Below are 13,753 nucleotides of genomic sequence, written 5' to 3'. Positions count from 1 at the left end.
AAGTCAGATTAAACCATTCGGCAACAAACGACAAAAAGTGACTTTCCTCCCTCTCCCCAGCCCCCAACCGCTCGGGAGAAGGGAGAAAGCTATGTGCTTGCCTTCTCCTCTTCTTCTGCTTCAATTGCTTGGCAAGCCGTAATGAATAACTTTTGCATATAAGGATCAACCTCATACTCTAGGATGTCTGATGGTTTCCCTCTACCTCTGAGGTATGCCCGACAGAGGTGGCTTGATTCTCCATCGGTTCTGATGAGTTTTTTAGTTCTTCAACCACTTCTTGTTCTGATTTGACCTTCGAGTTTACCTCATTTACCTTGTCCAAAAGGTCAGAATAACCGTCTCGATTGCTTTCAAAGAGTCTTACAGGTAGATCAAATTTATCCTTTGCATTGTAAGCTAACAGGAGCTCCTTACTGTTCCATGGAAACTCATGCTCAGTAGCTTTGACAATGCGAACATCATTGTAACGGAATGTATCAAGGTTCCCGTTGCTGTCCTCTGCTAATCGGAAGCATGCCCGCGTCTCAGACATCGTAAGCTCTCGCACTTGCCATTCATCACCATCAATAACAACAGTGCCAGTGCGTCTCTGCACCGGCTCTTTTGCTTTCGCTAAAAACTTATCCAATTTGCTCACAATGATTCCTCCTAGTCGAAGTACTCTGGCAGCTTGTCCAGGTAGTCCGGTTTCTCGTTTGACATGCCTTTAATCTCATATGTTGCATTATCGTTTCCATCCGCCTTGGCTTCCCACAAAGCGATTTCTTCGGGATTCAGCACAATGTTGGAGATTCGGACACGCTCGGAGTTTCCCGCCTCTTTATCCAACGTCTCTCCGATCAGGAACGGTAGGACAGGTGTCTTACCTTTTGTTAGGTTCTCCACGCAGAAATATTTCAGATCGGCATTGGTTGCTGTGATCGTCAGTGTCACCTCTACATGCCAATCGTTTACCGTTTGAATTTTTCCTCGTTGAAGACGAACAGTATCTCCATACTCTACCTTGAGGACCATCTTGCCCTCCAGCGTGCCGTAAATCGGATCGCCGTTATCGTCATATACTTGGCAGTTTTTCAGCTTGATATCGCGTGCGATAGCCAATTATTGCACCTCCCAATCAATATCGAAGTATTCGATGGCATCAAGAGGCTTTGCAGAAAGCAAGAAACCACGACGATCACCCACGCCATTCTTTTTGTCCGTAAATGTCCAGCCTGTATCGATTGCTCCTTGCTGCTCTCGGACGGTCAGATAAGCGTTGACGGCGGAGACAAATACCGCGCCGCCTAAGTCGTTGTTCGAAAGCTTGCCTTTGTATTTCTTACCTACCTGATTGATGTCATTGACGATTTGATCCAAAGTCATGCTGACTCGAATTTTTCCATAGTCCTCGCGCTCATGCGTACCCAGAACAGCCAGTGTATTGACGGCGCTCTCGATGATGTACACATCTCCGTCGCGGGTTGCGATCAGCGTTCCAGAGCCGAGCGCACTCAAAATATCGGTGTGGCCCCAATCCTTGAGCGCTTTTTTCAACGGAACGACAACGGCCGTCAGCGATTCATGTGCAGGTGTCGCGGCGATCATACCCGCTACCCATGCGGCCCACTCCAGGCTGCCATATACTTTTCCGTTGTTGTGCTGACCAGCGATAGCACTATTCACGACAAAACGGGCATTTTGCGCCACAGAGCGCTCGATATGCTTCGCCATGTTCTCGTCATCCGCCGCCTTGCCACCGATCACCAGCGTGCTGAGCTTCTTATTTTGCGTGCGACGATCGCTCATGAATTGTTTCGCTGCCGCTTGTACAGCCGCATCGTCAAAGGGCAGATACATCGTGTCAAAATCAGCACCGGACACAGCCATGAACAGCTTAGTAGAGTCAGCTGGGGTAAGCGCTACTGTGCCACTTTTCGCTCCTGTCAGCGCTGTTTCTGGCACGATTGTAACGGCAGTCTCGCCCAGCTTTTTCACACGCACATAGTTGGATTGGCTCGTTTTCGTTGCCAGCTCATTCGCATCCGCAAACGAAAACTTCTCGGTTTGCAGCGGGCCTGTTACCTGAAGTTCTTTTTTACCTGGCTCGGACGTTGAGGCAGTGATCGTAACCTTCAACTCGTTACCTACCAAACCTGGATACAGAGCCTCGACTCTGATCGCATCCGCTTGCTCATACGCTGCTTTTGTGGCTGTGCCATTTGTCATGCGGTATGCGAGAATCGTCGCGCCACCTTCTGCTGCCAGCTCCACGGTATCGACCTTGCCAAATGTCTGGGCAAGTCGCTCCTCAAAGCTCCCCAGCTTCACCAGATCATCAGGCGCGCCCCACTCCGCTTGGTACGGCACCAGTACGACACCACTTTTCGGTACGACACGTTCTTTTGCTTTTGCGATCAGTTCGACCGTTACACCCGGTCTTTCTCTTTGGATTGTCATGATTACTTTTCACCGCCTCTATATTTGGCAAGCCGTTTTTTCACTTCGTTCTCAGGTACCTGCTCATGGTCCTGCAAATGAAAAAGAGCACCCGCTACCTCGAAGCCCTCGGCTCCTAGATAAGCCGCGCTCTCTATCCATTCACGTCTGGAACGATTCAAACCGGATGACTCATCCGGCATATCTTTTCTAGCCATTAGGACCAGTCCTCCTCGATTTCAAAGTGGTTGATTTTCTCAACAACTGGACGTGGAATCGCAGCGGCGTACTCAAACCGAAATATTATTTCTGTGCGATCCTTCCTATCCGACCGGATGCGGAATGACGTGTTATCAATGTTGATAAATAGGCCGTCAGTTTTTCCCCGGTAACTGTACTGCTCGCCCCTTAATAATTGTCGGAGTGGTTCAGTAGAAATCGGTTCATAAACCTCTTGGCCCCCGACCAACTTCATCTTTCGATGATGCAACACTATCCCAGCGTCGGAGATAATTTTGTACGACGTCAGAGTATTTCCGCGCTCAGATACCCCTTGGGTCTGAATAAAGGCCACGGGAGGTTCAAACTCGCCAGACAACCACACGTCCAAGCTGTCCAGGATGTCAAGGGAAGGGTATGCCTCGTTGATCAAATCGAAAATGCATAACAACTCTCGGTTCTCCATCACTTCACCATCCTTTCCAGCTCAGCTTGTAGTAGCTTTTCGAGTAGTGTCTTCATGCCGCCCTGAAAATTCTTTAATGCAATGTCGAAGTATTTCCGTCCAATGAAGCTCCGTGGTTTTACCATGAATCCGCCTTTTGCAGACGGGTCATAAATGAACTTTCCGACACCATTCCAGTAACCTGGTACAAAGTAACTTTTATCAATCGTGTACCCATCATTTACATGCTCTGCATATGTCAGATTAGAGCCTACCTCTAGCGTTAAGGTATCTCGTTCTCTATCAAATACCCAAACGTTACTGGAATCGCCTTTACTAAAAGAGTTTAGAAGTGTTCCAGTATCAAGAACTCCATTCGGTTCTTTCCCATCTGCTTGGTTGAGAATTTCGTCCGTTACAGCGTTCAGTAGTTCTTCCCCGAGCTGATAAACAATGCGCTGCATAATTTCGGGTGCGTTCTTATTCAAGCGTCTCATGCGCTCTTCGAACTGTTTAAAGTCCACTACTCCGCACCCCGTTTTTGCTGGATCGCTGTCACAGCTAGAAGTCGTCGCCCTTTCCTGACATCAACCACAACAAATTCCCCATGGTCAGTTGTCTCGACCCGATCATTTTTGCGTACATCCTCACCCAGTAAGAAGCCGAGGGTCGCTTTATAATCCCATTCCACCGGATCGGTGTTCGCTGGACGTTGCCATGATGATTCTACGGCTCGTATACACCCCATAACGGTACGAGAGGGTAACTCGGTAGTGGTAACTCTGTTACGCTCACCACGAACCGTTACTGTTCGTTTCAAAACGATCTGATCATTCATCCGATGGTTCATAAGATCATCGCCTTGACGTTACCACCGTCTGTTGCCTCGGCGGTAAAGGACATCCACTGCCGCAGCATGGAATCAACCAATGGACTTCCTGTGGTAACAGCAGCTCTGTCGACCGACCAAGAGTAACCTTGATCACTTTCAGACGTGATACCGCGTGCCTCTGCTCCAAGAGTTTCATCATTGTCCGTCAATACCATTGCCTCAACCAACCGGAAGTGAGCTACTTCGAGCCGGGCGTCATTGTCCACGAACGGGCGAGACGTGAACAGCTCAATCCTTACCTTGGCCTCACCAATGAGATAGGAAAGCCGCTCAGGTGTCATGTCCTGAACGGCTCGTGTGCTACTCTGCTGTTTGACCTTCTCCGACGTCAGCATCTAATGCCCCTCCTTCTGGAGCAGGCGTATTTGTGGACCCTTTTTGCTGACTTGGCTTCTCTGCCTCATGAATCTTGAAGTCGTCGCGTGCTTTCAATTTATCTAGCACTTTCTTATCCTTTACCTCAACAGGCTTGTCCTTTTGAAAACGAAAGCCGTAAGTCTGGAGTGAACTATTCTCCCCGATGTATGTGACGAGCATTAAAACTCAACTCCTTCGACGTAGGAGACAGCCGCTGGCTCCTCAAAGATCGGGTCAAAGTCGGAATGGATTGCGTAGAATCGTTTGTCAGCGTAGATTGCTTCCTTGCCCTCCGTCGTCTTGCGAATTTGCATGGCGTAGGTGTGAACCATGACAAAGTTGGGCTGATAGGTAAACAGAATTGCACCTTCTGGCATATGAGGTACTTCTTCCACATCGTAGGCATTAATTTTCTTTACTCCGCCCGTAATCTGCAACTGAACAGCTGCTGAATTATCCAATTCAGCCAGCTTCTGCAACCGTTTGGAATAGGTATTCGGGTGCATGAAATATTTGAACGTCCCGCCTGTACGTTGGCGCGTTGGAATGGCACGCTCAAGCTCAAACAAGATACCTTTTTTCTCTTCGGCTGTGATTGTCGGCCAGTCGATAAAATTCCCTTTTGTTCTAGCTAGTTTCAACCAACCGTCATTGATTTTTAGGAAATCATAATCCAGATTCGTATTTGGTGTTGCCGTGTCGCCGTTGAATCCGATGTCCTGCATGTTATCCCCGTAGTTCATCGTCATGTGGTATAAAATGACTTGCTCCATATCTTGCCCACGGACTCGCTGTGTTTGGCGAATAGAGTCCTCAGTAATTTCAAATGGCAGCACAACAGGAGAGACAGAGTAAGGAATCTGAGGAAAATCAGGTTTTTTCGTATTAGTCGCCATAACGTCCTCTACCTTTGAACGCAGATTTCGTCCAGTTACTCCAATTTTATCGATCGTTCCTTGTGCCGACGTACGAGTTTCATGACGGATTCCCTTGAGGAAGCTCGTAGAATCATAAGCCATGTTAATAAACTTTTCGACCTGTTTGTAATTTAGCGCAGAAGTGTCACGCGACGTTGTTGTTGCAGCTTTCGTAATGATCTGTCCGTTAGTTCTCATGTGAACACCCTCCTTACAATAGCCCGCTAAAGGAGCTATCATCTTCATTTTTTTGGATTGGATCTCCAGGCTGTTGCTGACTGGAACCTCTTGCATTTTTAATCAGTTGGACCTCGTTCCCCAACGTTTCCACTTGCTTTGTTATAGGCTCTAATGCCTTGGCAACTGCTTCAGTCAATGCGGCTGTTGCAGGATCGTTTTGTTGCCCCTCGTCGCCAGCTCCACCTTCTGCCTTCTTAAGCTCTGTTACTTCCGTCTGCAAATCAGTCAATTGCTTGGTAATTGGGGCCATAGCCGCCGCAACAGCTTTTTGAATATCTTCTGGTTTCACGTCTTCTTCCTCCTTGTCATCCACCTCTGCCAGAATGTCGGTTATGGTGGTGTGGGCTTCTTTTAATTTTTCGAGGCGAGCACTAGAAAGTTTCTTTCCAGCTTTCGAAATCTGTTCAGGTGGCTTACCGAGAGATTTCGCAATATCCGCTGCGCCAAGAACCTCTTGCAGGATGTCTGCGAATTCTTGGATCGCTTCTCTGGCCTTCTCTGGGTCACTCTCAAATTCGTATCGATCTGTCTGCCAGTTGTAACGCTTGATTGTTGATTCAAAGGCGTTCCAAGCATTCCAGAAGTCATTGTTCTTCTTGTTACGCTCGTACTTGTCTTTCACATCACCCTTAATAATTCGAGAAACAGCCTTGGCGATTGAATGCAAAAGCCCCTTCTCTACCGTTTCATCGTCGGTATCCGAAGAGGCTCCCTCAATTTTTTCGCGCTTACCCACTCCCCACATAGAGAAGCCAGTAATCTCGCCTTTCTCGATTTGTTCCCAGGTGTCTGCATCCGTTACTTTTACGCCAGTCACCCATGACCCTTTCTTGATCTCCTGATCACCTAGAGTCATGTCAATTGGTGCGATGTAGGTTTCCAATACATATCCTTTGTCGGCGTCAAGGTCGTGCTGCTTGTCGATATTGTATGTGCTTTGCCGTTCCATAAAGCCATGAGCAGCCTTCTTGATCTCTTCTGCCGTCATTTGATCTCCGTGGGCGTCCTCAACATCCGGCTCATAAACAACTCCATAAACCAGTTGCTCTGCCTTATCAGTCTTGGAGATACGGATATCCTTTTGGAGAGACTCTTTTCCCTCTTCTTTGATAATAGCGAACGGTTTTCCGTTTGCCCCCTTATCCACAAGGGAAATGTGCGTGATTCTTGCATCCTTTAACGCGTATCCCATTTTTCTTTTCACCTCCATTCAATCAAAATACAGCTTGCATCGTGCATCTGCATTTCACGATTTGTTTTGCGCTTGCTGACGGGTCTCCTGGATGCATAAGTTCCTCACCTCCTACTTCGAAATATTCGTCGATATCGACTGTCTGACCGTTTGCCTCTTTGTGATCCTTACGAGTGCGCTTGTTATTCGCTGCCCGCCACCGCTTTTTCCTTACTAGCCCCGACTGCTTCCAGCCTTCCAGCTTACCGCCATTGGCTGCTGCTGTAGAAATCGTCCGAGAGATCGTCACAGAGCGATTCATGTTGAACGGTCCCTCTTCGCCTATGGCAGCCTGTCTACTGACCTCTCTGACCAATACAGCTCTTTCAGCAGGGGTATCGCCTTCTTCAATCGCTTTCTTAAACGATCGGATCATACGATCGGCAGAAGTGTCATTCATTGCGGGCACCATTTTTTTCAGCTTCTCGGCATATTGAGCTGCTGCTTTGTTTTCCTGCTCCCATACTGCATCTGTATTGATTCCTATGGCTTCGGACTCACCGGCCAGATTAAACAGCGGCATGAAAGCATCATAGACAGCCTGCTCAAACTTCTCTTGGAAATAGTCTCCGGTCTGTACCAGTAATATGACTTTCCATAGCTCATCCGCATCTGTAGCAAGCTCGTCGCTAAGTTCTTGAATAGCATCATCGAGCGCCTTCCCCTGCAATTCAAGAAGATCAGCGATTGACTCCTCGCCATCCTTGTACAGCTTCTCGAGTAACGCTCGCTCGGCGTGAGAAAGGTCGAGGCTATCAAGAAATTCGTCGTCATCTGCCTTGGCAATCAGATAAAGGCACTGGTCACACATGCTGGCGTTCCCTCGTTTCGCGAAGCAAACGCTTTGCTATCGTCGCCATTTGCTCTTGCTGATCAGATGTACCGAATGATCCTTGAGAAATTGTACTGCCTAAGCTGGCAATCGGTGTATCAAGGTATTCCTCGGTATACTTCGACTCATCAATGGTGGTTCCCAATACTTCCTCCGCAATGGGAATGAGATGACGCACCAACATAATTCCTCTGTCAGCAAGGAAATCCAGTAATGCTTTCCACTCTTCTGGATCGCTGATTTTCGGGCTGTTCAGTATAGCATTCACGCGGTGTACCTCGATGGCAGGCAGCAGTCGCTTGTTGAAAATCTCATCCATAATCCACTTGCGATATGGCTGAAAGACCTGTTCTTCTGCAATCCTGCGCGCGTTGTCGCTTGTCGCTCTGTTATAGTCTTCAGATTCACCAGTGAGAATTGGCGGGAGCCGAAATGCTGACCGAGTTTCTTTGCGTTTTTCCCGATTGTATTCGATGAAAAGGGCATCTTGTTGAAGTAGGTCATTCAGCTTGTCCAGTTTTATGCTCGTCTTTTCCTTCTCATCACCGTAAATCCCTTTGTCATACCCTTGCACTTCGAGATAAAGAATACCGCCCCGTGACTTCTTTCCTCTTGCTCCTTTTAGGGATTCGATAGACTGCGGAACTAGCTCGCCGTTTATCACGGTCAGAATCATATCTAGCATCCGACCGTTATCAAAGTATTCAAAGTTGAGTTCCTCAGCTTTTCTTGAACCAACAATGCCCGGTGAATTTCCTGACCAACGTGGTTCGCCGTAAGTCCCGTTTCCTAGTTGCAGATGAATGACTTCATTCTCTTCACCGGGCGCCCCGAATTCACGGAACCACGTTATGTTTGTCCCTCTCTTCTGCGCGTATTTCCGCACCCATTTGGTTTGCGTAAACTCTTCAACCTTTCCCTGCACAAAACGCCGATACTTCATATCTACCCTTTCGAGTGGTGCTGTGCAGCGCATGTATTCAGGGGGTATACGGTAAATGGCGGGAAGCCCACCGCCCCACGCAACCTCAACATAAGCATTGCCGCAATGCTCAAGGTCTTCAACCAGTTGGCTCAGTAGTTGCTCGGTCGATTCTTCCAGATTGGCCGTCTGCATGAATCGATCAGCAATATCCCACTCTGCTTTAGCTGTCTTGTCGCTTTCACCTGATTGGTATGTAAGTGCATAGCCATAACCAACCACGTTTGTTTTGTACGCTTCGACACATTGAGGAATGATGTTGCTCTGCTTTACTACTTGAACACAGGCTACAGGGTCAATGGTCGGGCGTATGAGTTTGTGTTCATCGTAATCATGCTCGAATTGATCGATAACAAGCTGCTTGCTTTCCCCCTCCCCCTCAGCCTTTCCAATGGGATACCATCCTGTGGCTCCAGACATTAAATCCATCCTCCTTTCCCGTTCTTTTTCCTATCCTCACGTTTCTTAGCTTGAAGTAACATGAGCCAGTCACTGTACGTCGCGTATCTCTTCGCATCCTGCGTATGGTTGTCTTTATCGACTGGTTCTTCAAGCATGATGCCGTTTTGCTCTTTATACTTATAATTGCCTGTTTCTTTTGTCGTCTCGACGGCAGTACGAGCAATGTAAAGGTTGGGACGGCCAGACGACTCTTTTACCTTATAGAGACTCGACACCCGACGTATTCCTGGACCGATAGCATTTTCGGCTGGATACACAGGCAACTTGTAACGACGATACGTAGAAATATCTTCTGGCTCGGATGGGTCTGCCCAAATGACATCCATCGGGTAATTCTTTTGAAGCTCCAAATACCTCTTAACAAGGCAGTCCTCAAGCTTCCCTTGAGCATCTACCACCAGAACATTGGTTTGCTGGCGATAGCTTTCCTCGATCAAATAGTAATCTTCGTCAGTACACCCAAAGACCAATAGCACCGCTGGGTCATTCCAGCCGTGGTCCATACCTCCGATATACCGCTTGAACATCACCTCTCGTTCCTCGCCGTCTGGATAGGTAACGACAAATAAACGCCGCGCAAGATCAACGGGGCGTATATCAACACAGTGAACGCTTCGGTCGAACTCCTCATACACCTGACCATGGAAAACGTTGAATTTCGCGTAAATCTCGCGCTTCACGTAACGCTCAGGGTACGTCTCGATCATTCTCTGTATGTTCTTCTGCAATTCAGGAATCGGGTTGTCTTTTGAAGTCCAATAGAAGTTTCGCCAATCAGGATCATCCTGGTAGCGATCGTCATCCAATCCTGCATCAATAAATTGACCACGTAAAACAATTTCTTCTGCAAACCAGTTGATTCCCTCCGGTGTAGTTGTCCAGATAGACCACCCGCCTTTATCAGCTAGGGCATAGGCCAGATAGCCTGACCATGTTTCTGGCTTCATTTTCGATGCCTCATCAAGCCATACTCCGTCTAACCCGCGCCCAACAAGCTTTTTCGGATTTTCTGCCGACTTAAACCGGATCAGAATGTATCCCGTTAACCAAACGAAGTTCCCCGATGCGTTCCAAGTGTCGATCATGTCCTCTGGAATGACTTGTGAGAGCTCCTCTTGTTGAATCTCTGACATGTTGTAATCAGGCGCTACGCACCAGTATTCGAGCCGTGGCTTGGGTTTCTTCACTTTTTTCAGGTTTAACGGCGGCTTATAGGGTAACCCCTTCCCTGCTTCAATATCTGCAAGGATGTTATCGAAAAACTTTCGGGCTCCTACGTTCGTTTTACCACCGCGCCGCCCGCAGTTCATGACTACGTTTCGGGCATCGCATTCCATAACTTCTATTTGTTTTTCATGAGGTGTCCAATCCGCGAATGGATCGAGGTCAAGTTCCAGACTTGTCACGCGACCACCTCCGGACGGTGATCTGCTTTTCAGGACCGCCGCCGTTGCTCAACAACTGTGCCTTGAGCTGTATTGCCTTCAATTTTTTGTCCTGTACTCTGGTCAAGGATTCTTCCAACGCAATTATATCCTCAATCGCTCGGTACTCGGTTTCTTCAATTTCTGCTGTTACCAATTCCTCATGAGTGAGAACGACTGTTTTGCTCACGCCTGTTTTCTCTTCATGTACTTCGACCGGGGTTTTGATGGGGAGTCTCTTTTGCAAGACTCGACGTTGTTTCTCCGTTAACCCTTCCGTAAGCTTTCGAATCCGTATCATCATCCGGCGTTCCCTGATACTTAAAAAACGGATCTGCTCATTTGCTTGAGCCAATGGATCGAGGTTAATTAGTTCGAACAGTTGGCGCTCCTCATCGTCGAGGGTGTCATACCAAATAGTTTCATGTTCGCCCGTCTTGACCGCGTTAGTATTACGCTCTGGTGCGCCGCCGCCAGCACCGTGGAAACGGCAGACGTCCCAGCCGGGCTTAGCCCAGTTTTTACATTGCTCGTCGCGCTGCTTACTCCTTGCTTTGCATCTTTTCTTTTCAGGATTTCTTGCCATCTACATGACCACCACCTCACCACTTCATGGGGTTGTTTTCAAAAAGAAAAGACGCCAATTTTTGGCGCCCTACTTTTCCTCTATATTCATCATGTTGCGTATTACTTTTAAGAAATTAGCTGTGACATATAAAAATGCCCAACAACCAATTATATAAACTGGGATGTTTCCATATCTTGAGTATTCAGTAAACGACCACGCATAAAGTGTGATATCCAAGAAGATCATTAATACGAAGGCCAATATCATATGGTAAAGGTCTTTCTTATGTTTAGCAAACTGTCCCGCATGCTTGAATGTCGTTGCAATTGCTGCTAACAAAGCAGCATATCCAAGGGATACCGTAACCTTTAATTGAGCTATTCCTTTAGTGATTTCACCCCAATTTGATAAATTTCCCCCTTGTATTGCACCAATCATTGGCAATACTAGTGCAATTAACATCACAACATAAATGCCTTTTTCAAAAAATTTAATCATAAAGTTCCCTCCCAGATTTTTCATACGGGAGGAGACTACTTGAGTTTCATAAATCGTGTTTTTGCAACTCAATGTCTAGCTCTATCAGCTTTTTCAGGTCATCTACAGTTTTAATTTCGATATGACCAGATTGAAAGTCCTTAACCCACTTTGCAATGGCTGCTTTCACGACTTTCCTGTATTGATCCTTAGATTCCATGATGCCTTCCATTACTTCGATTTGATATTGCAATAGAAGGTCAATAGATTCAGGAGAAGACTGTTCTGTAGTTGTTTTCATTGTGACACCCTCGGCTTTCCTGTAAAATGGAAAACGAGATAGTGGCTTGAATCTTCCGTGGCCACGGGTTTCCACTATCTCAGCCGGGGGTGACCCGGGTGATCAGGGGGACGTTGACGCGTCTCCCTTTTTATTTTGGATATGGCTTGTGCAAAGGCATGATTTTGCGACGAATCTTCTTGTTGAGTGGCATGAGGTATTTATGTTTTCCTTGTGTAGTGTAATTTTCAGCATGGGAATCAATATTCTTTCTGATCCAATCCAATCGTTGGCTTCCCTTCCCATACCTCGAATGAATTGATTTTCCATGAGTCTTTTTTCCATGGATGATAAAGTAACGTTCACCTTCTGTTTTCCCTTCATAAATCCAGTTGGTTGCTTGATAAATTCCGCCATGATGATTTTGTTCTACATCTGCATAACTCACTATCAACTGAACATTGGGTGACTGCTCTTTCAAGAATTTGATTGCCTTTGCCAATATTTCAGAAACGAATGATTTGTGGCTGGTTAATGCAACCCTTGTGAGTTCACAACACTCTTTTTGAGTCAGGCCATAAGGTGAACCGATCCTGCTATTGGCTCCACGACTAAAAATAACAACTCCGATGAACTTGCCATCTTCCCAGGCTCCTATTTTGACTAGCTTTCCCGCAGGGAGAGATTTGCTATAGTGGAAGTTCTCACAGGCAAATTTCGCCGCTTCATAAGTTGCCCAAGCCACTTTTAACTGCGTCAATGTTCAAACTCCTCTCCGCAGTGCGGACACTTCACCAGTTTTGAATTCAGAATCCCTAAATCCCCTTGGTCTTCTTCTGTGCCTTCTTCAAAATTTGGAATTTCTATGTCGCCAAGCATTCGCTTTAAATCCACTTCATCAAAGCCAGATAATTCAACGTTGGCTCCTGTTTCCTGTAGCTCGCCAAGTAAGGCGGTCAATGCTTCCTCATCCCAATCACCGCTGATCTTGTTCAGTGCGACGTTCAAAACTTTCTCTTGGATTTCATCCAAGGACACAACAGAAACCTCTATTTCAGTAGTTCCTTGCTCCACAAGGATTTTAAAACGCTGATGCCCACCGACGAGATTACCTGTTTGCTCATTCCAGACTAGTGGCTCGACGTATCCAAACTCTTGAATGGATCGTTTCAGCTTCTCGTATTCGCTGTCGCCCGGTTGCAAATCTATTCGCGGATTATAGGGGGCTGGATTGATTTTAGAGACTGGTATTTTTCGTATGTCCAAGCTGTTCAGCTCCTTCGTGGCAATAAAGTAAGAATAAAGAATATTGCCAGCCCTTAAATTGCTGTATGCCTTGATGCTGTTGGGCTGGTGCCATGTTTTGTAGGTGTAATGAAACGACTACTATTCAAGTGGAAAAGTATATGTTTTCTTTCACCACAAAAAATCTGGTTGAGGCTTAGAGCTTCATGACTTGGCTGGCTGTTGGCTTCTGGCGACCCCCTAGTCCAAATTTGGGTCTTCTCCTGCCTCTGTGATCTCCTGGCTGAATAGGTGCATGAGCCACGCTTCTGCTGTCTTCCCGTTGAGAGAATACAATGGATTGATTGCCAATGCTGACCGTCCTTCCAAGTCAGTTCGACGCATTATGTGCAGCTCAATGAATGTCTTCACGATCTTACGTGCCGTTGGATAGGAGCAGTCTGCGATGCGGGAAAGGTCTTTGACGGTAAGTGGCGTCCCTTTTTGCCCGCGCTCATTGTCGCCTTGTAGGAGGTTAGTTCCCTCGCTGGCATAAGGTGCGATCTTCAACAAAAAGCCAGCCTCAGCGAGTGACAGCTTTCTGAGCCGTCGCTTTGCCTTTTGGCTGGCTTTGATCTTCACGAATTTTGAGCTGCGGCCTACAGGACGAAATACTTTTACAATCTCGTCCGACCGGCGCAGCACTTCCTCGGTGTAGTATATTTCTCCTGTTGTTGAGTCGACGTACTGACGCACTACATTTCACCCACCTCCATGAAAAA

The 13,753-nt window shown here is 47.1% G+C and carries 20 protein-coding genes; all 20 read right to left on the bottom strand.

All coding sequences use genetic code 11. The annotated features are described in order from the left end of the window. Positions 1-178 precede the first annotated feature (178 nt). On the bottom strand, positions 179-640 hold the full coding sequence (locus tag ACM6JA_RS16755) for a hypothetical protein (protein ID WP_414853222.1): 462 nt from the start codon (positions 638-640) through the stop codon (positions 179-181). Between the two features lie 11 nt (positions 641-651). Continuing rightward, complete coding sequence (locus tag ACM6JA_RS16750; protein ID WP_414853221.1) at positions 652-1,104, bottom strand: hypothetical protein; 453 nt, start codon at positions 1,102-1,104, stop codon at positions 652-654. Beyond that, positions 1,105-2,442 carry a phage tail sheath subtilisin-like domain-containing protein gene (locus ACM6JA_RS16745; protein WP_414853220.1) on the bottom strand — a complete coding sequence of 446 codons (1,338 nt, stop codon included), beginning with the start codon at positions 2,440-2,442 and terminating at the stop codon, positions 1,105-1,107. A gap of 2 nt (positions 2,443-2,444) precedes the next feature. After that, positions 2,445-2,639, bottom strand: a complete 195-nt coding sequence (locus ACM6JA_RS16740) for a hypothetical protein (protein ID WP_414853219.1) — start codon at positions 2,637-2,639, stop codon at positions 2,445-2,447. Then, positions 2,639-3,106, bottom strand: a complete 468-nt coding sequence (locus tag ACM6JA_RS16735; RefSeq protein WP_414853218.1) for a hypothetical protein — start codon at positions 3,104-3,106, stop codon at positions 2,639-2,641. The genes ACM6JA_RS16740 and ACM6JA_RS16735 overlap by 1 nt, the downstream gene beginning before the upstream one ends. Beyond that, positions 3,106-3,609, bottom strand: coding sequence for an HK97 gp10 family phage protein (locus ACM6JA_RS16730; protein ID WP_414853217.1), 504 nt, complete (start codon positions 3,607-3,609; stop codon positions 3,106-3,108). The genes ACM6JA_RS16735 and ACM6JA_RS16730 overlap by 1 nt, the downstream gene beginning before the upstream one ends. Continuing rightward, positions 3,609-3,923: a hypothetical protein gene (locus tag ACM6JA_RS16725; RefSeq protein ID WP_414853216.1), complete on the bottom strand. Its 315-nt coding sequence runs from the start codon at positions 3,921-3,923 to the stop codon at positions 3,609-3,611. Before ACM6JA_RS16725 ends, ACM6JA_RS16730 begins: the two co-directional genes overlap by 1 nt. An 8-nt stretch (positions 3,924-3,931) precedes the next feature. Then, complete coding sequence (locus ACM6JA_RS16720; RefSeq protein WP_414853215.1) at positions 3,932-4,312, bottom strand: hypothetical protein; 381 nt, start codon at positions 4,310-4,312, stop codon at positions 3,932-3,934. Further along, a complete protein-coding gene (locus tag ACM6JA_RS16715) occupies positions 4,278-4,514 on the bottom strand; it encodes a hypothetical protein (RefSeq protein WP_414853214.1) in 237 nt (78 codons plus the stop codon). Before ACM6JA_RS16715 ends, ACM6JA_RS16720 begins: the two co-directional genes overlap by 35 nt. Continuing rightward, positions 4,514-5,449, bottom strand: a complete 936-nt coding sequence (locus tag ACM6JA_RS16710; protein WP_414853213.1) for a major capsid protein — start codon at positions 5,447-5,449, stop codon at positions 4,514-4,516. Before ACM6JA_RS16710 ends, ACM6JA_RS16715 begins: the two co-directional genes overlap by 1 nt. A 13-nt stretch (positions 5,450-5,462) precedes the next feature. After that, the gene (locus tag ACM6JA_RS16705; protein WP_414853212.1) at positions 5,463-6,683 is read right to left on the bottom strand and encodes an XkdF-like putative serine protease domain-containing protein; all 1,221 of its coding nucleotides are present in this window, start codon (positions 6,681-6,683) and stop codon (positions 5,463-5,465) included. Between the two features lie 22 nt (positions 6,684-6,705). Continuing rightward, the gene (locus ACM6JA_RS16700; protein ID WP_414853211.1) at positions 6,706-7,533 is read right to left on the bottom strand and encodes a phage minor head protein; all 828 of its coding nucleotides are present in this window, start codon (positions 7,531-7,533) and stop codon (positions 6,706-6,708) included. Then, positions 7,526-8,956: a phage portal protein gene (locus ACM6JA_RS16695; RefSeq protein WP_414853210.1), complete on the bottom strand. Its 1,431-nt coding sequence runs from the start codon at positions 8,954-8,956 to the stop codon at positions 7,526-7,528. The genes ACM6JA_RS16700 and ACM6JA_RS16695 overlap by 8 nt, the downstream gene beginning before the upstream one ends. Beyond that, complete coding sequence (locus ACM6JA_RS16690; protein WP_414853209.1) at positions 8,956-10,404, bottom strand: terminase large subunit domain-containing protein; 1,449 nt, start codon at positions 10,402-10,404, stop codon at positions 8,956-8,958. The genes ACM6JA_RS16695 and ACM6JA_RS16690 overlap by 1 nt, the downstream gene beginning before the upstream one ends. Beyond that, positions 10,385-11,008 (bottom strand): hypothetical protein, encoded by a 624-nt coding sequence (locus ACM6JA_RS16685; RefSeq protein ID WP_414853208.1) that lies wholly within the window; start codon positions 11,006-11,008, stop codon positions 10,385-10,387. Before ACM6JA_RS16685 ends, ACM6JA_RS16690 begins: the two co-directional genes overlap by 20 nt. Before the next feature lie 69 nt (positions 11,009-11,077). Further along, on the bottom strand, positions 11,078-11,488 hold the full coding sequence (locus ACM6JA_RS16680; protein ID WP_186380526.1) for a DUF2878 family protein: 411 nt from the start codon (positions 11,486-11,488) through the stop codon (positions 11,078-11,080). A gap of 46 nt (positions 11,489-11,534) precedes the next feature. Further along, on the bottom strand, positions 11,535-11,768 hold the full coding sequence (locus tag ACM6JA_RS16675; RefSeq protein ID WP_144617463.1) for a hypothetical protein: 234 nt from the start codon (positions 11,766-11,768) through the stop codon (positions 11,535-11,537). A gap of 130 nt (positions 11,769-11,898) precedes the next feature. After that, positions 11,899-12,507 (bottom strand): protein Mom, encoded by a 609-nt coding sequence (locus ACM6JA_RS16670; RefSeq protein WP_414853207.1) that lies wholly within the window; start codon positions 12,505-12,507, stop codon positions 11,899-11,901. Then, complete coding sequence (locus ACM6JA_RS16665) at positions 12,504-13,013, bottom strand: ParB N-terminal domain-containing protein (protein ID WP_414853206.1); 510 nt, start codon at positions 13,011-13,013, stop codon at positions 12,504-12,506. The genes ACM6JA_RS16670 and ACM6JA_RS16665 overlap by 4 nt, the downstream gene beginning before the upstream one ends. Before the next feature lie 219 nt (positions 13,014-13,232). Further along, positions 13,233-13,727 (bottom strand): hypothetical protein, encoded by a 495-nt coding sequence (locus ACM6JA_RS16660; protein ID WP_414853205.1) that lies wholly within the window; start codon positions 13,725-13,727, stop codon positions 13,233-13,235. Between the last annotated feature and the right edge of the window lie 26 nt (positions 13,728-13,753).

Source organism: Brevibacillus sp. IT-7CA2, from assembly GCF_949767855.1.
In the GTDB taxonomy this organism is placed as follows: Bacteria; Bacillota; Bacilli; order Brevibacillales; family Brevibacillaceae; genus Brevibacillus.
Note: the sequence above shows the minus strand (reverse complement) of the source record. Positions and strands in the feature narration are given on the sequence as shown.